The sequence below is a fragment of the Pseudomonas sp. LBUM1648 genome (assembly GCF_059716145.1).
The window spans coordinates 5,392,562-5,412,845 of record NZ_CP166808.1 but is presented as its reverse complement, the minus strand read 5'-3'; the positions used below and the strand labels follow the sequence as shown (position 1 = coordinate 5,412,845).

21 protein-coding genes and 1 other RNA gene are annotated in these 20,284 nt (G+C 58.6%); 17 read left to right on the top strand and 5 right to left on the bottom strand.

Translation table 11 applies throughout. From position 1 onward, the window contains the following. Positions 1 to 107: 107 nt before the first annotated feature. Complete coding sequence (locus tag ACA043_RS24470; RefSeq protein WP_489878742.1) at positions 108 to 1,244, top strand: acyl-CoA dehydrogenase family protein; 1,137 nt, start codon at positions 108 to 110, stop codon at positions 1,242 to 1,244. 123 nt (positions 1,245 to 1,367) lie between these two features. Here ACA043_RS24470 and ACA043_RS24465 read toward each other — a convergent pair whose 3' ends face one another. Next, a complete protein-coding gene (locus ACA043_RS24465) occupies positions 1,368 to 2,408 on the bottom strand; it encodes an NADP(H)-dependent aldo-keto reductase (RefSeq protein WP_497658077.1) in 1,041 nt (346 codons plus the stop codon). A gap of 245 nt (positions 2,409 to 2,653) precedes the next feature. Here ACA043_RS24465 and rplM point away from each other — a divergent pair, with 245 nt between their 5' ends. The 7 genes from rplM (at position 2,654) to ACA043_RS24430 (ending at position 7,541) form a co-directional block, all read left to right on the top strand. Continuing rightward, positions 2,654 to 3,082: a 50S ribosomal protein L13 gene (gene rplM, locus ACA043_RS24460; protein ID WP_007917032.1), complete on the top strand. Its 429-nt coding sequence runs from the start codon at positions 2,654 to 2,656 to the stop codon at positions 3,080 to 3,082. A 14-nt stretch (positions 3,083 to 3,096) separates the two neighbouring features. Continuing rightward, positions 3,097 to 3,489, top strand: coding sequence for a 30S ribosomal protein S9 (rpsI, locus tag ACA043_RS24455; RefSeq protein WP_008080273.1), 393 nt, complete (start codon positions 3,097 to 3,099; stop codon positions 3,487 to 3,489). 270 nt (positions 3,490 to 3,759) lie between these two features. Then, entirely contained in the window at positions 3,760 to 4,353 is a 594-nt protein-coding gene (gene petA / locus ACA043_RS24450) for a ubiquinol-cytochrome c reductase iron-sulfur subunit (RefSeq protein WP_007917031.1), read from the top strand. Next, positions 4,353 to 5,564 (top strand): cytochrome b, encoded by a 1,212-nt coding sequence (locus ACA043_RS24445; RefSeq protein ID WP_187678010.1) that lies wholly within the window; start codon positions 4,353 to 4,355, stop codon positions 5,562 to 5,564. Before petA ends, ACA043_RS24445 begins: the two co-directional genes overlap by 1 nt. Then, positions 5,564 to 6,346 carry a cytochrome c1 gene (locus tag ACA043_RS24440; RefSeq protein ID WP_187678009.1) on the top strand — a complete coding sequence of 261 codons (783 nt, stop codon included), beginning with the start codon at positions 5,564 to 5,566 and terminating at the stop codon, positions 6,344 to 6,346. Before ACA043_RS24445 ends, ACA043_RS24440 begins: the two co-directional genes overlap by 1 nt. A 147-nt stretch (positions 6,347 to 6,493) precedes the next feature. After that, on the top strand, positions 6,494 to 7,111 hold the full coding sequence (locus ACA043_RS24435; protein WP_007961620.1) for a glutathione S-transferase N-terminal domain-containing protein: 618 nt from the start codon (positions 6,494 to 6,496) through the stop codon (positions 7,109 to 7,111). Between the two features lie 16 nt (positions 7,112 to 7,127). Then, positions 7,128 to 7,541 (top strand): ClpXP protease specificity-enhancing factor, encoded by a 414-nt coding sequence (locus ACA043_RS24430; protein WP_016985146.1) that lies wholly within the window; start codon positions 7,128 to 7,130, stop codon positions 7,539 to 7,541. 51 nt (positions 7,542 to 7,592) lie between these two features. Here ACA043_RS24430 and ACA043_RS24425 read toward each other — a convergent pair whose 3' ends face one another. From ACA043_RS24425 to ACA043_RS24410, 4 genes are all read right to left on the bottom strand, one after another. Continuing rightward, positions 7,593 to 8,171 (bottom strand): BON domain-containing protein, encoded by a 579-nt coding sequence (locus ACA043_RS24425; protein WP_187678008.1) that lies wholly within the window; start codon positions 8,169 to 8,171, stop codon positions 7,593 to 7,595. Continuing rightward, positions 8,168 to 8,761 carry a phosphoheptose isomerase gene (locus ACA043_RS24420; protein WP_008082788.1) on the bottom strand — a complete coding sequence of 198 codons (594 nt, stop codon included), beginning with the start codon at positions 8,759 to 8,761 and terminating at the stop codon, positions 8,168 to 8,170. The genes ACA043_RS24425 and ACA043_RS24420 overlap by 4 nt, the downstream gene beginning before the upstream one ends. Positions 8,762 to 8,862: 101 nt before the next feature. Then, positions 8,863 to 9,225 carry a YraN family protein gene (locus ACA043_RS24415; RefSeq protein ID WP_187678007.1) on the bottom strand — a complete coding sequence of 121 codons (363 nt, stop codon included), beginning with the start codon at positions 9,223 to 9,225 and terminating at the stop codon, positions 8,863 to 8,865. Continuing rightward, the gene (locus ACA043_RS24410) at positions 9,225 to 11,036 is read right to left on the bottom strand and encodes a penicillin-binding protein activator (protein ID WP_305439720.1); all 1,812 of its coding nucleotides are present in this window, start codon (positions 11,034 to 11,036) and stop codon (positions 9,225 to 9,227) included. The genes ACA043_RS24415 and ACA043_RS24410 overlap by 1 nt, the downstream gene beginning before the upstream one ends. Positions 11,037 to 11,213: 177 nt before the next feature. Between ACA043_RS24410 and rsmI the strand changes: the two genes are divergently transcribed. The 9 genes from rsmI (at position 11,214) to mraY (ending at position 20,282) form a co-directional block, all read left to right on the top strand. Continuing rightward, positions 11,214 to 12,119, top strand: a complete 906-nt coding sequence (gene rsmI, locus ACA043_RS24405) for a 16S rRNA (cytidine(1402)-2'-O)-methyltransferase (protein WP_497658076.1) — start codon at positions 11,214 to 11,216, stop codon at positions 12,117 to 12,119. A 73-nt stretch (positions 12,120 to 12,192) separates the two neighbouring features. Continuing rightward, positions 12,193 to 12,546: RNase P RNA component class A (gene rnpB, locus ACA043_RS24400), an RNA gene on the top strand. 402 nt (positions 12,547 to 12,948) lie between these two features. Then, positions 12,949 to 13,404, top strand: a complete 456-nt coding sequence (mraZ, locus tag ACA043_RS24395; RefSeq protein ID WP_042560992.1) for a division/cell wall cluster transcriptional repressor MraZ — start codon at positions 12,949 to 12,951, stop codon at positions 13,402 to 13,404. Next, a complete protein-coding gene (gene rsmH, locus ACA043_RS24390; RefSeq protein WP_497615331.1) occupies positions 13,401 to 14,348 on the top strand; it encodes a 16S rRNA (cytosine(1402)-N(4))-methyltransferase RsmH in 948 nt (315 codons plus the stop codon). Before mraZ ends, rsmH begins: the two co-directional genes overlap by 4 nt. Further along, a complete protein-coding gene (gene ftsL / locus ACA043_RS24385) occupies positions 14,345 to 14,638 on the top strand; it encodes a cell division protein FtsL (RefSeq protein WP_187678004.1) in 294 nt (97 codons plus the stop codon). The genes rsmH and ftsL overlap by 4 nt, the downstream gene beginning before the upstream one ends. Then, entirely contained in the window at positions 14,638 to 16,377 is a 1,740-nt protein-coding gene (locus tag ACA043_RS24380; protein WP_187678079.1) for a peptidoglycan D,D-transpeptidase FtsI family protein, read from the top strand. The genes ftsL and ACA043_RS24380 overlap by 1 nt, the downstream gene beginning before the upstream one ends. Beyond that, positions 16,377 to 17,840, top strand: coding sequence for a UDP-N-acetylmuramoyl-L-alanyl-D-glutamate--2,6-diaminopimelate ligase (locus ACA043_RS24375; protein WP_401272121.1), 1,464 nt, complete (start codon positions 16,377 to 16,379; stop codon positions 17,838 to 17,840). Before ACA043_RS24380 ends, ACA043_RS24375 begins: the two co-directional genes overlap by 1 nt. Then, positions 17,833 to 19,200, top strand: coding sequence for a UDP-N-acetylmuramoyl-tripeptide--D-alanyl-D-alanine ligase (locus ACA043_RS24370; RefSeq protein ID WP_497658075.1), 1,368 nt, complete (start codon positions 17,833 to 17,835; stop codon positions 19,198 to 19,200). Before ACA043_RS24375 ends, ACA043_RS24370 begins: the two co-directional genes overlap by 8 nt. Then, on the top strand, positions 19,200 to 20,282 hold the full coding sequence (gene mraY, locus ACA043_RS24365; RefSeq protein ID WP_008082775.1) for a phospho-N-acetylmuramoyl-pentapeptide-transferase: 1,083 nt from the start codon (positions 19,200 to 19,202) through the stop codon (positions 20,280 to 20,282). The genes ACA043_RS24370 and mraY overlap by 1 nt, the downstream gene beginning before the upstream one ends. Positions 20,283 to 20,284 lie beyond the last annotated feature (2 nt).

The window sequence follows — 20,284 nt, the reverse complement described above, 5'->3', positions numbered from 1 at the left end:
ACGGCTGGATCGTCTTATTTTTTGTCGGATGTGTCCAGTGTCCTGTATCGGAGGGGAGGCATAGTCTCTGAAGGTCATATCCCTCCAACAAGAAAGAAAGGTGCCGCATGATTCCCAGAACCTTGTTCAGCCCCGAGCACGAATTGTTCCGCGACAGCGTACGAACCTTCCTCGAAAAAGAGGCGGTGCCGTTTCATGCGCAATGGGAGAAACAAGGCTATATCGACCGCAAACTGTGGAACAAGGCAGGGGAGGCAGGGATGCTGTGCTCGCATCTGCCGGAAGAATACGGCGGGTTGGGGGCGGACTTTCTTTACAGCACCGTAGTGATCGAGGAGGTCGGTCGACTAGGCCTGACCGGTATCGGTTTCTCGCTGCATTCGGACATCGTGGCGCCTTACATCCTGCATTACGGCAGCGAAGCGCTGAAGCACAAATACCTGCCGAAACTGGTCTCGGGCGAGATGGTCACGGCGATTGCCATGACCGAGCCGGGCGCCGGTTCCGACCTGCAAGGCGTCAAGACTACTGCTGTGCTGGACGGCGATGAGTACGTGATCAACGGCTCGAAAACCTTCATCACCAACGGCTTTCTGGCTGACCTGGTGATCGTCGTCGCCAAGACTGATCCTAAAGCCGGGGCCAAAGGCACCAGCCTGTTTCTGGTGGAAGCAAACACGCCGGGCTTCGACAAGGGCAAACGCCTGGAGAAGGTCGGAATGAAGGCGCAGGACACGTCGGAATTGTTCTTTCAGGACGTACGCGTGCCGAAAGAAAACCTGTTGGGTCAGGCCGGGGCGGGGTTTGCCTATTTGATGCAGGAACTGCCGCAGGAGCGTCTGACCGTGGCGATTGGTGGTCTGGCCTCGGCGGAAGCTGCGCTGCAATGGACACTCGATTACACCCGCGATCGCAAGGCGTTCGGCAAGGCGATTGCCGACTTCCAGAACACCCGCTTCAAACTGGCGGAGATGGCCACCGAGATTCAGATCGGTCGGGTGTTCGTCGACCGATGCCTGGAGTTGCATCTGCAAGGCAAGCTCGACGTGCCGACGGCGGCGATGGCCAAGTATTGGGGCACGGACCTGCAGTGCAAGGTACTCGACGAATGCGTGCAGTTACATGGCGGTTACGGCTTCATGTGGGAATACCCGGTGGCCCGGGCTTGGGCTGATGCGCGAGTGCAACGGATTTATGCCGGCACGAATGAAATCATGAAGGAGATCATTGCGCGGTCGCTTTGATGAGCGTTCCCAAGCTCTGCGTGGGAATGCCGCTGGGGACGCTCCGCGTTCCGCTTTGAGCGCGACACGGAGCGTCAGGAATGCATTCCCACACGCTGGGTGGGAATGATCACTCTTTTTTACTTATGGCGCAGGATTTGGATGATCCTTGTGAATCGCCTCGATCCCTGCCAGCACTTCATCGGAAAGTTTCAGATCGAAACTGGCAATGTTGCTGTCCAGTTGCTCAAGAGTGGTTGCACCAATGATGTTGCTGGTGACGAACGGTTGCTGGGTCACGAACGCCAGGGCCATTTGCGCCGGATCCAGACCGTGTTCACGGGCCAATGCGACGTAACGGCTGCAGGCAGCTTCCGATTGTGGATTGAAGTAGCGGCTGAAGCGGCTGTAGAGGCTCAGGCGACCTTTTGGCGGGCGGGCGCCACCTTCGTACTTGCCCGACAGGAAGCCGAACGCCAACGGCGAATAGGCGAGCAGGCCGCACTGTTCGCGGATGGCGATTTCGGCCAGGCCGACTTCGAAGCTGCGGTTGAGCAGGTTGTAAGGGTTCTGGATCGACACAGCGCGCGGCCAGCCACGGGCTTCGGCCAGAGCGAGGAAACGCATGGTGCCCCACGGCGTTTCGTTGGACAGACCGACGTGGCGGATCTTGCCGGCCTTCACCTGCTCGTCGAGCGCTTCAAGGGTGTCTTCGAGCGGGGTCAGGTTGGCTTCGATCTTGTGCTTGTAGCCCAGTTGTCCGAAAAAATTGGTGCTGCGCTCAGGCCAGTGCAACTGGTAAAGATCGATGTAATCGGTTTGCAGGCGTTTGAGGCTGGCATCCACCGCTTCAGTTATGTGCTGGCGGTTGTGGCGCAGATTTTTGTCGCGGATGTAGTCGATGGTGTTTCCCGGGCCGGCGATCTTGCTGGCCAGGATCCAGTCGGCACGATCGCCCCGACTTTTGAAGTAATTGCCGATGTAGCGCTCGGTGGTGGCGTAGGTTTCGGCTTTCGGCGGCACCGGGTACATCTCGGCGGTGTCGATGAAATTGATCCCGGCCTCTTTGGCCCGTTCAATCTGTGCGAAGGCTTCAGCTTCAGTGTTTTGCTCGCCCCAAGTCATGGTGCCGAGGCAGATTGCACTCACGTTCAGGTCGGTACGGCCTAGCTGGCGATAGTCCATCGGGTGCTCCTTGGGCAAAACAATCATAAAAGCAGGTTGAATTATTTTTCGCAATCTGCATAATTGCCGACCTCTTTCTGCAGTGGAAGTGATGCGCCGCCGCCGAAGAATCTTGCCGTTGAACGGACGCGCCGACCCGAGCCCCCGAAAGCGTCTGTATCCGGCTGCCTTTGACTTGTCAAAGTACGCACTATTCAGTAAGATCCGCCGTCTAATTTACAGGGCGGCCCCTGAGGCTATAAAGAATGAAAACTTTTACTGCTAAACCGGAAACAGTAAAGCGCGACTGGTTTGTCGTCGACGCTGCTGGTCAGACCCTGGGTCGTCTGGCCACCGAAATCGCGAGCCGTCTGCGTGGCAAGCACAAGCCTGAGTACACTCCTCACGTTGACACCGGCGACTACATCGTCGTAATCAACGCCGAGCAGATCCGTGTTACCGGCGCTAAAACCACTGACAAAATGTACTACTCCCACTCCGGTTTCCCGGGCGGCATCAAGTCGATCAACTTTGAAAAGCTGATCGCTAAAGCCCCTGAGCGCGTGATCGAGACCGCGGTTAAAGGCATGCTGCCTAAAAACCCACTGGGTCGCGACATGTACCGTAAGCTGAAAGTCTATGCGGGCGCTGCACACCCACATACTGCTCAGCAGCCCCAAGAACTGAAGTTTTAACGGAATAGTACATTATGTCGGCGACTCAAAATTACGGCACTGGCCGTCGCAAGACCGCAACCGCACGCGTTTTCCTGCGTCCGGGTACTGGTAATATCTCCATCAACAACCGTTCGCTGGAAAACTTCTTCGGCCGCGAAACTGCCCGCATGGTAGTTCGTCAGCCGCTGGAGCTGACTGAGACTGTCGAGAAGTTCGACATCTACGTCACCGTGATTGGCGGTGGTGTAAGTGGTCAAGCTGGCGCAATCCGCCACGGCATCACTCGCGCTCTGATGGACTACGACGAAACCCTGCGTGGCGCTCTGCGCAAAGCTGGCTTCGTTACTCGCGACGCCCGTGAAGTTGAACGTAAGAAAGTTGGTCTGCGTAAAGCGCGTAAGCGTCCGCAGTACTCGAAGCGTTAATTCCGCTTCCACGTTCAAAAAGAACGCCCGATTCCTCACGGAACCGGGCGTTTTTTTATGCCTGCGATTTATCAAAAGAATTGCGCTGCGACAACTTGCCACTTCCGTAGACCCCCTATACTGCAAGGCTTGAGGGTGAGAGCTCCGGGTAATTCCCTTGTCAGAATTGGGGCTTTTCATTACCATCTCGGCAAAATTTTTATAAGTTACATTGATTTATTTAGTAGATGCCTGATTTAACAGGCCACAAAGCTGATGGGAGAGGACTGAATGAGCAATGACGGCGTGAATGCAGGCCGGCGTCGCTTCTTGGTAGCAGCCACATCCGTGGTGGGTGCTGCAGGAGCGGTGGGGGCTGCGGTCCCGTTCGTGGGGTCATGGTTTCCCAGTGCCAAGGCAAAAGCCGCAGGTGCACCGGTGAAAGTGAATGTCAGCAAAATCGAGCCAGGACAGCAGATGATTGCTGAGTGGCGCGGCCAGCCGGTGTTCATTGTCCGCCGTACTGAGGAAATCCTGGGGAATCTCAAGAAGATCGAGGGCCAGCTCTCTGATCCAACCTCCAAAAACTCCACGCAACCCACCTATGTCGACCCTGAAGTGCGATCGATCAAGCCGGAAATTCTGCTGCTGATCGGGATCTGCACACACTTGGGTTGCTCACCGACCTTCCGTCCCGAAGTGGCACCTGCGGATCTGGGTAAAGACTGGGTAGGCGGTTATTTCTGCCCTTGCCACGGTTCTCACTACGATCTGGCTGGCCGCGTCTACAAGTCGCAACCTGCGCCTTTGAACCTGCCAGTTCCCCCGCATTCCTATGAGACCGATGACCTCATTGTCATTGGCGTCGATACGGAGAAAGCGTGATGAGCAAGTTCATGGATTGGGTTGATGCGCGCTTCCCTGCCACCAAAATGTGGGAAGACCATCTCAGCAAGTATTACGCTCCAAAAAACTTCAACTTCTTCTATTTCTTCGGCTCGCTGGCGCTGCTCGTTCTGGTCAACCAGATCGTCACCGGTGTCTGGCTGACGATGAGTTACACGCCGTCGGCAGAAGAAGCGTTTGCTTCCGTCGAATACATCATGCGTGACGTCGAGTACGGCTCGATCCTGCGCCTGCTTCACTCCACTGGTGCCTCGGCGTTTTTCATCGTGGTCTATCTGCACATGTTCCGTGGCCTGCTCTACGGTTCGTATCAGAAACCGCGTGAACTGGTCTGGGTGTTCGGCATGCTGATCTACCTGGCGCTGATGGCGGAGGCCTTCATGGGTTATCTGCTGCCTTGGGGGCAGATGTCCTACTGGGGTGCGCAGGTGATCATCTCGCTGTTCGGTGCGATTCCGGTCATCGGTAACGACCTGACCCAGTGGATCCGTGGTGACTATCTGATCTCCGGGATCACCCTGAACCGCTTCTTCGCCTTGCACGTGGTGGCCCTGCCAATCGTGATTCTCGGTCTGGTGGTGTTGCACATTCTGGCGCTGCACGAAGTGGGTTCGAACAACCCTGACGGCGTCGACATCAAGAAGCACAAAGACGAAAACGGCATCCCGCTGGACGGCATTGCCTTCCACCCTTACTACACCGTGAAGGATATTGTCGGCGTAGTGGTGTTCCTGTTCATCTTCTGCTTTATCGTGTTCTTCTTCCCGGAAATGGGCGGCTACTTCCTCGAAAAGCCAAACTTCGAACCGGCTAACCCGTTCAAGACGCCAGAGCACATTGCGCCGGTCTGGTACTTCACACCGTTCTACGCGATCCTGCGGGCAATTCCGGACAAGCTCATGGGTGTTATCGCCATGGGCGCGGCCATCGCCGTGCTATTTGTCCTGCCATGGCTCGATCGCAGTCCCGTCAAGTCGATGCGCTATAAAGGCTGGATGAGCAAAATCTGGCTGTTGGTGTTCTGCATTTCGTTCGTGATTCTGGGCATTCTGGGCGTTCTGTCTCCGACACCGGGGCGAACCTTGCTGTCGCAGGTCTGCACCTTCTTGTACTTCGCCTACTTCATTCTGATGCCGTTCTACACCAGGCTCGAGAAGACCAAACCGGTTCCGGAAAGGGTGACTGGCTGATGAAAAAGTTATTTTTTGCTCTGCTTTTTGCTGCTTTGCCTGTCCTGTCTTTCGCCGCTGAATCTGGCGGTCCGGAACTGGAAAAAGTCGACATCGACGTTTCCGACAAGGCTGCCCTGCAGGATGGCGCACGTACCTTTGCCAACTATTGCATGGGGTGCCACAGTGCCAAGTTCCAGCGTTACGAGCGCGTGGCTGATGACCTCGGCGTGCCTCACGAACTGATGCTGGAAAAACTGGTGTTCACTGGGGCCAAGATCGGCGATCACATGAACATCGGCATGCAGCCGGCGGACGCCAAGACCTGGTTCGGTGCTGCGCCGCCGGATCTGACTCTGGTGGCTCGCGTGCGTGGCACTGACTGGCTCTACGGTTACCTGAAGTCGTTCTACGAAGATCCTGCACGTCCTTGGGGCGTGAACAACAAGGTCTTCCCGAACGTCGGCATGCCTAACGTGCTGGTCGGCCTGCAGGGTCGTCAGGTCGTGGGTTGCAAGCAGGTGCAGATCGTCGAGGACGGCAAGAAGCAATATGATCCGCTGACCGGTACGCCTTTGACCCATGAAGCGTGCGATCAGTTGACCATCGTGCCGAAGTCAGGTGCTCTGAACGAAGAGCAGTTCGATGAGAAGGTCAAGAATCTGGTAACCTTCCTGGCTTACTCGGCTAACCCGGTTAAGCTGCAACATCAGCGCATCGGTACTTACGTTTTGCTGTACCTGGCGTTCTTCTTTGTGTTCGCCTATCTGCTCAAGCGTGAATACTGGAAAGACGTGCACTGATACGCTTCAAAGCATTGCTGTTAATCGCGCGCGCCCAAGGGCGTCTCCGATAGCGCAACGTCTGGTCAGCCAGGCTTTGCCGGAGGCGCCCTCTGGGCGCGCGCGTTTTTCCGGTTCCGATAATTTCAACAAGCGAGGAGGATCGCCATGGGCGTGACCAATCGGTTGGCCTGTTACTCCGACCCCGCCGACCACTATTCCCACCGGGTGCGTATCGTACTTGCAGAGAAGGGTGTCAGCGCCGAGATCATTTATGTGGAAGCTGGTCGCCAGCCGCCTAAACTGATTGAGGTGAACCCTTACGGAAGCCTGCCCACGCTGGTCGATCGTGACCTGGCGTTGTGGGAGTCGACCGTGGTGATGGAATATCTGGATGAGCGTTACCCGCACCCGCCATTGATGCCGGTTTATCCGGTGGCGCGTGCCAACAGTCGTCTGCTGATTCACCGTATTCAGCGTGACTGGTGTGGTCTGGTGGATCTGATACTTGATCCCAAGTCCAAGGAGGCCGCGCGTGTCGTGGCGCGTAAGGAATTGCGAGAAAGCCTGACGGGCGTGTCGCCGCTGTTTGCCGACAAGCCGTTTTTCCTCAGTGAGGAACAAAGTCTGGTGGATTGCTGCCTATTGCCAATACTCTGGCGTTTGCCGATTCTGGGTATTGAACTGCCGCGGCCAGCCAAGCCGCTGCTTGATTATATGGAGCGCCAGTTTGCGCGTGAGGCTTTCCAGGCGAGTCTGTCTGGTGTCGAACGCGATATGCGCTAAGGCTTAAGGAGCCGCTATGAACTCCAGTCGACCTTATCTGGTCCGCGCGCTCTACGAGTGGATTGTGGATAACGATTGCACCCCGCACATGCTGGTCAACTCCGAGTACCCAGCGGTGCAGGTGCCGCAGGGTTTCGCCAGTGACGGGCAGATTGTCCTGAACATCTCGCCCAGCGCTGTGCGGCATCTGCACATGGACAACGACGTAGTGACCTTCGAAGGTCGCTTCGGTGGTGTCCCGCACAGTCTGTACGTGCCGATCAGCGCAATCCTGGGCATCTACGCCCGGGAGAACGGGCAGGGCATGGTGTTCGATATCGAGTCGCCGATGGATGACGAAGACGACATCGAGCCGGATGACGACTTGCCGCCACCGGACAGCGAGCCACCGCGCCCTAGCGGCCGGCCAAGTTTGAAAGTGGTGAAGTAATAAAAAAGGCGATCCGGATGGATCGCCTTTTTTGTGTGCGCGTTTCAGCTATCAGTCGATGTATTCGAACAGCTTCACGATCTTCTGCACGCCGGAAACACCCTGGACCAGATTGGTCGCCTGGGTGGCTTCCTGTTTGGTCAGCAGGCCCAGCAGGTAGACGATGCCGTTCTCGGTCACAACCTTGATGCGCGAGCCCGGAATACTGGCGTCGGTGAGCATCTGTGTCTTGATCTTGGTGGTCAGCCACGCGTCGTTCTGGCGAGCCAGCAAGGAGGAGGGCTGCAGTACTTGCAGTTCGTTGTGCACCTTCTTCACGCGCTGCACATTGGCGGCGGCCTGTTCGGCCTTGGCCTTGAGGTCTTCGCGCGGCGTTTGACCCGCCAGCAGCACTACGCCGTTGAAGCTGGTGGCGACGATGTGCGAGTCGTTGTCCAGCGCCGGATCGGCCTTGGCGATGTTCACGCCTACTTTGGTTTCGATCAGCGAATCGTCGATCTTGCTGCCGAAGGTACGGGTGCCGCGGTCGTCTTCGATCGGTGCTTCACGGCTGGCGTTCACCACCGAGGTGCAGCCGCTGATGCCGAGGCACAGGGTCAAGGCCAGAAGGCCAAGGCGATTAGGGGTCATTCTTCACTCCCGAACAGTTGGCTGTCGATCAGATCGCAGAGGCAATGGATCGCCAGCAAGTGGACTTCTTGAATACGTGCAGTGACGTTGGCCGGTACGCGAATCTCGACGTCCTCGGGCAACAGCAGCGACGCCATGCCGCCGCCATCGCGTCCGGTCAAAGCTACGACAATCATTTCGCGATCATGTGCGGCCTGGATCGCTTGAATAATGTTCGCCGAGTTACCGCTGGTCGAAATAGCCAGCAAGACATCGCCTGGCTGACCGAGCGCACGGATCTGTTTGGAGAACACTTCGTTGTAGCTGTAGTCGTTGGCGATCGAGGTGATCGTCGATGTGTCGGTGGTCAGGGCGATGGCTGGCAGGCTCGGGCGCTCGCGCTCGAAGCGGTTGAGTAACTCCGAGGAAAAGTGCTGCGCATCGCCGGCGGAGCCGCCGTTGCCGCACGAAAGCATTTTGCCTTCGTTGAGCAGGGCGTTGACCATGATCTGGCTGGCTTGCTCGATGTGCGGTGCAAGTACGTCCATCGCCTGTTGCTTGGTGTCGATACTGGCCTGGAAAAGCTGGCGAATTCGGGATTGCATGTCCATCTGTGTGACCTTAAGTAGCGCGGCTGTCCGGCACGTGAATGTGCAGCCCGCAAAGCAAAGAGCAAAATGTGTCGGATGAAAAAGTCCGGGTTGGATGCAGATCAACTGTCGAAAGCATTCTGCAACCAGTTCAGCTGACTCGGATGGCTGTCGATGGCCACCACGTCGAAGCGGCAGGGGGAATTGGCCCAGCGCGTCTCGCGCTGAAGAAAATACTGCGCAGCGAAAATCAGTTTCTGCTGCTTGCGCCCATCGATGCTAGCGAGCGCGCCACCCCATTGAGTGTTTTTTCTGTAGCGAACTTCAACGAATACTACTGTATCGCCATCAAGCATGACCAGATCAAGCTCGCCGCGTTTGCATAACCAGTTCTGCGCCAACAGTCGCAGCCCCTGTTTCTGCAGATGCTCGAGCGCATGGCGCTCGGCATCTTTACCGCTTTGCGAGCGTGACCTGTCGGGCATTAGCGCGCGGTGTCCGGCAGACGTTGAATCTGACCGCTGACAAACTGCGCCCAAGGCAACTGACGCACAACACGCTGAGTCTGAGTCATGCCGAGGCTGCCCGACTGCCCTTCGATGCGGCTGTCCGGCAGGGCTTTGAGTTGGCCCAAACGCGGTGCCAGACGATAGGCGTCGACGCCCATGGCATACAGGCGGCCGAGGCTGCCGGCGGCTTGTGGCCACTGTGCGGTGACTTGCTGGCGCAGCGGATCGTTGGCTTCCAGTAGCCATGGGGTTTCGCAGAAGCGAATGCCGTTCATGTCGTTGTACTGGTTCACATCGCCGCTGGCGCTGTACACGTGGGAGGTCGCGTAAACCGGAACATCACCAGCGTACTGGAAGTTCAGGGTCGGCTTAATCTGCTGCGCTTGCTGTGGAGTGGCAGCAAGGAAGATGAACTCAATGTCCTGACGACGCGAAGGCTGTGCGGCGACGTTGGTGCCAGCCGCATTCTGCAGGCTCTTGGCGCGGGCTTCGCTCTGGCGCAGCTGGAACATGTCGGCGATCTGCTGGGCGAGTTGCACCGGCTGATCAACACGCTCTGTGGCAACGATGCTGCCGCCATTGGCTTGCCAGTCCTGGCTGAACGCACGCAGCACGCGGTCACCCCATTCGCCTTTTGGCACCATGATTGCGGCGCGGTGCAGGCCGTCGGCGCGGGCGCGACGGGAGACTTCGCGGGCTTCGTCTTCAGCGGCCAGACCAAACTGGAACAGTTGCGCCGGGCCTTGATCGCCTTCGCTGTAGTTCAGCGCCAGGGTGGTGATTGGTAGTTGCGGGCGTGTGCTCAGTTGTTTGACCAGTGGTTTTTCCAGCGGGCCAACGACCAATTGCACGCCGTCTGCCTGAGCCTTGCGGTAGAACTCGTCCATCGAGGTCAGTTTCGAGCTGTCGTAGAACTCGATGGCTGGTGGTTTCTGCCCGGCCTGTTGAGCCTGGTAGTGCGCGGCCATGAAACCTTCACGCAACGCTTTGCCGACCGATGCCAGTTGGCCGTCTTGCGGCAGCAGCAGGGCGATTTTGCTCAGGGGCTGGCTGGCCAGTTCCTTGAGCTTGGTCAGCGGCAGTGGCAGGTTGATCGCTGCTGGGTGCTTTGGATTCTGTGCGCGCCAGGTGTCGATAGCGGCCTGCTGCTGCTCCAGGGTGCCAGCGGTTTTAACCGCCTGCGCCAGAGCCATCCAGCCACCGAGGTCATCGGTGCTGTTTGGTTGCAATTGGTCGGTCGGCAGCGAAGCAATCAGTGTCCAGATTGCTTCGTGGTTCTTGCTCGCGGCTTCGCCTTGCAGCATCGGCGCAATGAAGATGCGCTCGCGGGCGGCGGCCAGCGTCTGGCCGTCGGCTTCGAGGGCGCGGGCATGAACGGTGCCGGTGCGCACCTGCTGCTCTTCCGGCATCTCACCCAGCTTTTGCAGGCTCGGGTGGCTCAGTGCGGTCAGCGCGGCTTTCGGCTGATTGCGGGTCATGGCCAGTTCGGCGGCCAACGTGTTAGCAAAAATCTGCTGCCCCGGCTTTAGCTGTTCAACGGGCACTTGTTGCAGGATTTGCGCGGACTGTCCGGCATTGCCCTGACGATAAGCCAGATCCGCTGCGCTCAGGCGCAGCAGGGCGGCTTTTTCCGGGGTTTTAGCCTGGGTGGCCTGTTCGAGCAGTTGCTCGATGCTGGCATCCGGAGTCCGTGGAAGTTCGCCAAGGCTGGAGGAAGGGGAGCTGGCGCAGGCCGCCAAAAGGGCAGCGAGGCAGAGGGCAGTGAACAGCCGCAGGCAAGCGATCATGTAAGTGTTCCTGATACTCGATCAAATTAGCGTGGAATTGTACCCAAGCACTGGCCGGGGCGCGATGTTAGTGGCGTGAAACAGTCAATTTAGCTGGAGTAAATGTTGCGGAGCCGCACATCTGCGCGCAAAACCGTGTGCGGGCAGAGCGCATCGCAAGCCTCGTGACGCGTTACAATGCCGGCTTTTACCGATCATGAGGTGTGCGCTTTGACTGCTCCAGGTCCTTTGAATTCCGCTGCTGGCTCGCTTTATGTGGTGGCGACGCCCATCGGCAACCTGGACGACATCAGCGCCCGGGCACTGAAAATTCTCCGCGAAGTGGCATTGATTGCTGCCGAGGACACGCGTCACTCGCAGCGACTGATGCAGCACTTCGGTATCTCCACGCCGTTGGCCGCTTGCCACGAACATAACGAACGAGATGAAGGTAGCCGCTTTATTACTCGTTTGCTGGCGGGCGACAACGTTGCGCTGATTTCCGATGCCGGTACGCCGCTGATTTCCGATCCAGGCTATCACCTGGTACGTCAGGCCCGTGCCGCGGGGATCAATGTGGTGCCGGTGCCCGGCGCTTGCGCCTTGATCGCGGCATTGTCGGCGGCAGGCCTGCCATCCGACCGATTCATCTTCGAAGGCTTTCTGCCGGCCAAGTCGGTTGGGCGCAAGGCGCGCCTGGAGGCGGTTAAGGAAGAGCCGCGCACGCTGATTTTCTACGAGGCGCCGCATCGCATTCTTGAATGTCTGCAGGATATGGAGGCGGTGTTCGGTGGCGAGCGCCAGGCATTGCTGGCTCGTGAGATAACCAAAACCTTCGAAACCCTCAAAGGACTGCCCCTGGCTGAATTGCGCGCGTTCGTCGAGTTCGACAGCAATCAGCAGCGCGGCGAGTGCGTGGTGTTGGTTGCAGGCTGGACAGCGCCGGAGTCTGAAGACGCCGTCAGCAGCGAGTCGATGCGCGTCCTCAATCTGTTGCTCGAAGAGATGCCGCTCAAGCGTGCCGCTGCGTTGGCAGCGCAGATCACCGGTGAGCGCAAAAACGTGCTGTATCAGGTCGCGCTGGACAAACAGAAAGACGTGTAAGCCGTCGCCCATAGCGGTCTTGGGGCTTTTAGCGCTTGTTCTTCGGCCGCTCTGCCGTTAACCTTCGCGGCGGAGAGTCGATCGGACAGTCGCTGCCCTCTATGAAAATTAGGGGGGGGAGGAAAGTCCGGGCTCCATAGGGCGAAGTGCCAGGTAATGCCTGGGAGGCGTGAGCCTACGGAAAGTGCCACAGAAAATAACCGCCTAAGCGCTTCGGCGACGGTAAGGGTGAAAAGGTGCGGTAAGAGCGCACCGCACGTCTGGCAACAGTTCGTGGCTAGGTAAACCCCACTTGGAGCAAGACCAAATAGGGTCCCAAGGCGTGGCCCGCGCTGGGACCGGGTAGGTTGCTAAAGATGTCCAGTGATGGCCATCGTAGACGAATGACTGTTCAAGACAGAACCCGGCTTACAGATCGACTCTCCACCTTTTTCTTTCCCTGCTTGAATCAGTGTTGTCGGGGCTGTGTATTATCAGCAGGCCCGCACTGAAAGTTCGGCAGCGGCAAATGCAGTAATAGCCATTTCCCACCCTGCTTCAATCAACAGCAGAAGCGCCTTCGTAATACCGAAAAAATCTTACTCTTAACAAATTACTTTAACTTTCGAGCGCAGCTTTCAGTGCTGCATCAAGTTATGGGTCAAAAGTATCCGCCAGATTCTCGTTGTGCCTCCTTTTATGCTCCTAAATCTCCGTTCTGTAAGGGTTTTCCTTTAATCCGCGCCTTGACGGTGTGGTGGGCGCATTCCTATAGTGTGCGCAAGTGGCGGAAAGTGGCATGAAGTGGGTTTTTTGAGCTCAAAACGATAAAAATTGGAGAAACGCAGACGTGTTTCGCGGAGCTAACGCTATCAGTCTCGATGCAAAGGGCCGTCTCGCTATGCCGAGCCGGTACCGTGACGAGCTCGATTCGCGCAGTTCCGGCCAATTGATCGTCACCATTGATGCCGTTGATCCGTGTCTGTGTGTCTATCCGCTCGACGAGTGGGAAATTATTGAAACCAAGTTGCGCGCACTCCCTTCGCTTCGCGAAGAGAACCGTCGCCTGCAACGTTTATTGATTGGTAATGCCGTCGACCTCGAACTCGATGGCAGTGGTCGTTTTCTGGTTCCACCGCGTCTGCGCGAATACGCCAAGCTTGATAAGAAAGCGATGCTGGTGGGCCAACTGAACAAGTTCCAATTGTGGGACGAGGATGCATGGAACGCGGTATCTGCCGCTGACCTTGCTGCCATTCAACAACCGGGCGCGATGCCTGATGAACTGCGTGATTTGATCCTGTGACTATTGATAGCGGCTTTAACCACATCACCGTACTGCTTGACGAAGCCGTCGAGGCTCTCGCCGTACGTCCTGATGGCTGCTATCTGGACGGTACGTTCGGGCGCGGCGGGCACAGTCGGTTGATCCTCAGCCAGCTCGGGACTGACGGGCGACTCATCGGATTCGACAAGGATCCACAAGCGATTGCCACCGGGCAAACGCTAGCGGCCGAAGACGGCCGCTTTGTCGTTGTGCAGCGCAGCTTTGCCGAGCTCGGTTCGGTCGTCGCCGAACGTGGTCTGGCCGGCAAGGTCAGCGGCATCCTGCTCGACCTGGGCGTGTCTTCGCCGCAGCTCGACGACGCGGAGCGCGGCTTCAGTTTCCTCAACGACGGCCCGCTCGACATGCGCATGGATCCGTCCCGTGGCATCAGCGCTGCCGAGTTTGTTAACACTGCGCCGGCTGAGGAAATCGCCCGAGTGTTCAAGGAATACGGCGAAGAGCGTTTCTCCGGCCGCATGGCTCGCGCCGTCGCCGAGCGTCGCGATATCAAGCCTTTCGAGCGCACCGCCGATCTGGCTGAAGTACTCAAGGTTGCCAACCCGGCGTGGGAGAAGGGCAAGAACCCGGCTACCCGTGCGTTCCAGGGTTTGCGTATTCACGTCAACAACGAGCTGGGCGATCTGGAAGCCGGCCTCGAAGCCGCGCTGGACGCGTTGGAAGTCGGCGGCCGTCTGGTCGTGATCAGCTTCCACTCGCTGGAAGACCGCATCGTCAAACTGTTCATGCGCAAGCTGGTGAAAGGCGAAGCCGACAACCTGCCGCGCAACCTGCCGGTTCGCCACGTAGCGTTCGAACCGAAAATCAAAGTCCATGGCAAAGCGCAGACGGCCTCCGACGCCGAACTCAAAGCCAACCCACGTTCCCGTAGCGCCGTCATGCGCGTCGCGGAGAAATTGCGGTGAGCAAGCTTTTCGCCAAGCCACTGCCCGGCGGCAGCTTTTTCATGCTGCTGCTGTTTGTCGGCGTGCTCGTGTCGGCCATCGGCGTGTCTTACAGCGCGCATTGGAACCGCCAGCTGCTCAACAACCTTTACAACGAACTCAGCGTGCGCGACAAGGCGCAGGCCGAGTGGGGCCGGCTGATTCTTGAGCAAAGCACCTGGACCGCGCACAGCCGGATCGAAGTGCTGGCCACCGAACAATTGAAGATGCACATCCCGGGCGCGGCTGACGTGAAGATGGTGGCGCCATGATGAAACTCGAAGGCGCACTCTTCCCTTGGCGCTTCCGTCTGATGGTGGCGCTGCTCGGCGTGATGGTTGCGGCGATCTGCTGGCGCATCATCGACCTGCAAGTGGTTGACCGTGACTTCCTCAAAGGCCAGGGCGACGCGCGCAGTCTTCGTCACATCCCGATTCCTGCTCACCGTGGTCTGATCACCGACCGTAACGGCGAGCCGTTGGCCGTGAGTACCCCGGTGACCACGCTGTGGGCCAACGCCAAGGAAATGCAGACCGCCAAAGAGAAGTGGCCGGCACTGGCCGCCGCGTTGGGTCAGGACCCGAAAGCCCTGACCGAGCGCCTCGAAGCGCAAGCCAACAAAGAATTCATTTATCTGGTGCGCGGGTTGACCCCCGAGCAGGGCCAGTCTGTGCTCGACCTTAAAGTGCCGGGCGTCTACGGCATCGAAGAATTCCGCCGGTTCTATCCGGCCGGTGAAGTCACGGCGCACATGGTCGGCTTTACCGACATCGATGATCACGGTCGCGAAGGTGTCGAACTGGCTTATGACGAATGGCTCGCCGGTGTACCCGGCAAGCGGCAGGTCATCAAGGATCGGCGCGGACGGCTGATCAAGGATGTCCAGGTCACCAAAAACGCCAAGGCCGGCAAGCCCTTGGCGTTGTCCATTGACCTGCGTCTGCAATATCTGGCCAACCGCGAACTGCGTAACGCGATCATCGAGAACGGCGCCAAGGCCGGCAGCCTGGTGATCATGGACGTGAAGACCGGCGAAATTCTGGCCATGGTCAACCAGCCGACCTACAACCCGAACAACCGCCGCAACCTGCAGCCGGCAATGATGCGTAACCGCGCGATGATCGACGTGTTCGAACCGGGTTCGACCATGAAAGCCATCTCGATGAGTGCTGCCATCGAGTCCGGCCGCTGGAAACCGACCGACACCGTCGAGGTGTATCCGGGCACTCTGCAGATCGGCAAGTACACGATCAAGGACGTTTCCAAGAGCGAAGGCCCGGTGCTGGACATGACCGGCATCCTGATCAATTCCAGTAACGTCGGCATGAGTAAGGTCGCGTTCGATATTGGCGGTGAAACCATTTACCGTCTCGCGCAGAAAGTCGGTCTGGGCCAGGACACCGGCCTCGGCTTCCCGGGCGAGCGCGTCGGAAACCTGCCGAACTACCGCGATTGGCGCAAGGCTGAAACCGCGACGCTGTCTTACGGCTACGGTATTTCCGTGACCGCGATTCAGCTGGTTCACGCGTTCTCGGCACTGGCCAACAACGGTCGCCTCGCGCCGCTCACCCTGATCAAAACCGACAAGCCGCCGCAGACCACTCAGGTGCTCCCTGAAGCTGTCGCGAAAACCATGCAGGGCATGTTGACCCAAGTGATTGAGGCCCCACGCGGCGTATTCCGTGCGCAGGTGCCGGCGTATCACGTGGCCGGCAAGTCGGGTACTGCGCGCAAGACCTCGGTCGGCACCAAGGGCTACGCCGAAAACTCTTACCGTTCGCTGTTCGCCGGTTTCGGCCCGATGAGCGATCCGCGTTACGCCATTGTTGTGGTGATCGATGAACCGTCCAAGGCCGGTTACTTCGGTGGTCTGGTATCGGCGCCGGTTTTCAGCCGTGTGATGTCCGGCACCCTGCGTCTGATGAACGTGACTCCGGACAACCTGCCGACCACGCAACAGGCCAACGCCACCCCGGTTATTCCGCTGAAAGCCAATGGAGGGCGCGGCTGATGTCATTAAGTCTGAACAAAATATTCCCCCACGCCGGCCACGATCTGTTGATCCGTGAATTGGCGCTGGACAGCCGTAACGTGCGCGCGGGTGATTTGTTCCTCGCGGTGCCGGGCGGCAAATTCGATGGCCGTGCGCACATTGCCGATGCACTGGCGCGCGGCGCTGCCGCTGTGGCCTATGAAGTGGAGGGCGCCACCGTCCTGCCTATCACTGACGTTCCGTTGATTCCGGTCAAGGGGCTCGCGGCGCAGTTGTCAGATATCGCCGGGCGTTTTTACGGCGAACCAAGCCGTCATCTGAACTTGATCGGCGTCACCGGCACCAACGGTAAAACCAGCGTGACCCAACTGGTCGCGCAGGCATTGGATCTGCTCGGCCAGCATTGCGGCATTGTCGGCACCCTCGGTTCCGGCTTCTATGGCGCATTGGAAAGCGGTCTGCACACCACGCCGAACCCGATTGCCGTGCAAGCGACTTTGGGCGACCTGAAAAAGGCCGGCGCGAAAGCCGTGGCCATGGAAGTCTCGTCCCATGGTCTGGACCAAGGCCGGGTGACTGCGCTGGCGTTCGACGTGGCAGTGATGACCAACCTGTCCCGCGATCACCTCGATTATCACGGCACCATGGAGGCTTACGCCGAGGCCAAGGCCCGGCTGTTTGCCTGGAATGATCTGAAGTGCCGCGTGGTCAACCTCGACGACGATTTTGGCCGGCAACTGGCTGCTGAAAAACGTGAGTCGCGCTTGATCACCTATAGCCTGCTCGACAGCAGCGCTTATCTGTTCTGTCGCGAAGCGCAGTTCGACGACCACGGCGTACGCGCCACGCTGGTGACGCCGCAGGGCGAACATCATCTGCGCAGCACCTTGCTCGGTCGTTTCAACCTGAGCAACGTACTGGCTGCGGTCGGTGCTTTGCTCGGCCTGGATTACGCACTCGACGAAATTCTCAAAGTGTTGCCGAAGCTCGAAGGCCCGGCCGGACGCATGCAGCGTCTTGGCGGCGGCACTCAGCCGCTGGTGGTGGTTGATTACGCCCACACCCCGGATGCGCTGGAAAAAGTTCTCACGGCATTGCGTCCGCACGTCAAAGGTCAGTTGCTGTGCCTGTTCGGCTGTGGCGGTGATCGTGATCGCGGCAAGCGTCCGTTGATGGCCGAAGTGGTCGAGCGTCTGGCCGATCAAGTGCTGGTCACCGATGACAATCCGCGCACCGAAGACCCGGCAGTGATTTTCGATGACATCCGTGCCGGTTTTACCGCTGTGGATAAAGTCACGTTCGTGGCTGGCCGTGGTCAGGCCATCGCGCAATTGATTGCCGCTGCTTCGGCCGATGACGTGATTGTGCTGGCTGGCAAAGGTCACGAGGACTATCAGGAAATCAACGGCGAGCGCCATGCCTTCTCTGATCTGGTCGAGGCCGATCACGCCTTGACCGCTTGGGAGGTGGCCCATGCTTAAAGCCCTGAAACTCAGTGAATTGACCAACGCTCTCGACGCACGCCTGATCAGCGCCGATGCCAGTTTCGACGGTGTGAGCATCGACAGCCGCGCGATCAAGCCTGGCCAGCTGTTTATTGCCCTGACCGGCCCGCGTTTCGATGGTCACGATTATCTGAACGATGTCGCCGCCAAAGGCGCCGTAGCAGCGCTGGTCGAGCGTGAAGTCGCCGACAGCACGTTGCCGCAGCTGTTGGTCAAGGATACCCGTCAGGCCTTGGGCCAATTGGGTGCCTTGAACCGCGCCGCCTTCACTCAGCCAGTGGCTGCCGTGACCGGCTCCAGTGGCAAGACCACGGTCAAGGAAATGCTCGCAAGCATCCTGCGCACGCGCGGCCCGGTGCTGGCGACTCGTGGCAATCTGAACAACGACCTCGGCGTACCGCTGACCCTGATCGAACTGGCCCCGGAACACACCTCGGCCGTGATCGAACTGGGCGCTTCGCGTCTTGGTGAAATCGCCTACACCGTCGGGCTGACCAAACCGCATGTGGCGATCCTCAACAATGCCGGCACCGCTCACGTCGGTGAGTTCGGCGGCCCGGAAAAAATCGTCGAAGCCAAAGGCGAAATCATCGAAGGGCTGGCGGCCGATGGCATCGCCGTGCTCAACCTCGACGACAAGGCCTTCGGTATCTGGAAGACCCGCGCTGCCGGTCGCAAAGTGCTGACCTTCGCCCTGAGCAATTCGCAAGCTGACTTCTACGCCAGCGACCTGAGCACCGATGCCCGGGGTTGCCCGGCCTTCAATCTGCACACGCCTGAAGGTGTCGAGTACGTTCAACTGAACCTGCTCGGCACCCATAACGTCGCCAATGCGATGGCCGCTGCTGCTGCCGCACATGCGTTGGGCGTGTCGCTGTTCGGCATCGCCACCGGGCTTGGCGCGGTGCAACCGGTCAAGGGCCGCACCGTCGCGCAACTGGCGAAAAACGGCATGCGCGTGATCGATGACACTTACAACGCAAACCCCACCTCAATGTGCGCGGCCGTTGATATACTCGCCGGCTTTTCCGGCCGCACCGTCCTGGTGCTCGGAGATATCGGCGAGTTGGGCGATTGGGCGGAGCAGGGGCACCGCGACGTGGGCGAATACGCCCGGGGCAAGGTTTCCGCGCTTTATGCCGTTGGGCCGAACATGGTTCACGCCGTAAACGCTTTCGGTGAACAGGCGCATCACTTCGGCACGCAAGCCGAACTGATCCAGGCCCTCGACGCCGAGCAGGACACAAACACCACCATTTTGATCAAGGGTTCGCGCAGTGCAGCGATGGAAAACATCGTTGCGGCTCTGTGCGGGTCCAGTCTGGAGAAACATTAATGCTGCTGCTGCTAGCGGAGTATCTGCAACAGTTCTACAAAGGCTTCGCGGTCTTTCAGTACCTGACCCTGCGCGGGATTCTCGGTGTGCTGACCGCGCTGGTTTTGTCGCTGTGCTATGGCCCGTGGATGATCCGCACTTTGCAGAACCGTCAGATCGGTCAATCCGTTCGTAACGACGGCCCGCAATCGCACCTGTCCAAGTCGGGTACTCCGACCATGGGCGGCGCACTGATTCTGTCTTCTATCGGCGTCAGCACCTTGCTCTGGGCTGACCTGAGCAACCGTTATGTCTGGACCGTACTGCTGGTGACCTTGTTGTTCGGCGCCATCGGTTGGGTTGACGATTACCGCAAAGTCATCGAGAAGAACTCCCGTGGCCTACCGAGCCGCTGGAAGTATTTCTGGCAGTCGGTGTTTGGCCTCGGCGCGGCGATCTTCCTTTATATGACCGCCAGCACGCCGGTAGAAACCACGTTGATCCTGCCGATGCTCAAGGACTACAGCATTCCGCTGGGCCTGGGCTTCATCGTGCTGACCTACTTTGTGATCGTCGGTTCGAGCAACGCGGTCAACCTGACCGACGGCCTCGACGGTTTGGCGATCATGCCAACCGTGATGGTCGGCGGTGGCCTGGGCATTTTCTGCTACCTGTCGGGTAACGTGAAATTCGCCGAATACCTGTTGATTCCTTATGTGCCGGGTGCGGGCGAACTGATCGTGTTCTGCGGCGCATTGATCGGTGCCGGTCTGGGGTTCCTCTGGTTCAACACCTATCCGGCCCAAGTATTCATGGGCGACGTCGGCGCACTGGCGCTGGGTGCTGCACTGGGCACCATCGCGGTGATCGTCCGTCAGGAAATCGTCCTGTTCATCATGGGCGGCGTGTTCGTGATGGAAACCTTGTCGGTCGTCATCCAGGTTGCGTCCTTTAAGTTGACCGGTCGCCGCGTGTTCCGCATGGCACCGATTCACCACCACTTTGAACTCAAGGGCTGGCCCGAGCCGCGTGTGATCGTCCGTTTCTGGATCATCACCGTGATTCTCGTGTTGGTTGGCCTTGCCACCCTGAAGCTGAGGTAGAA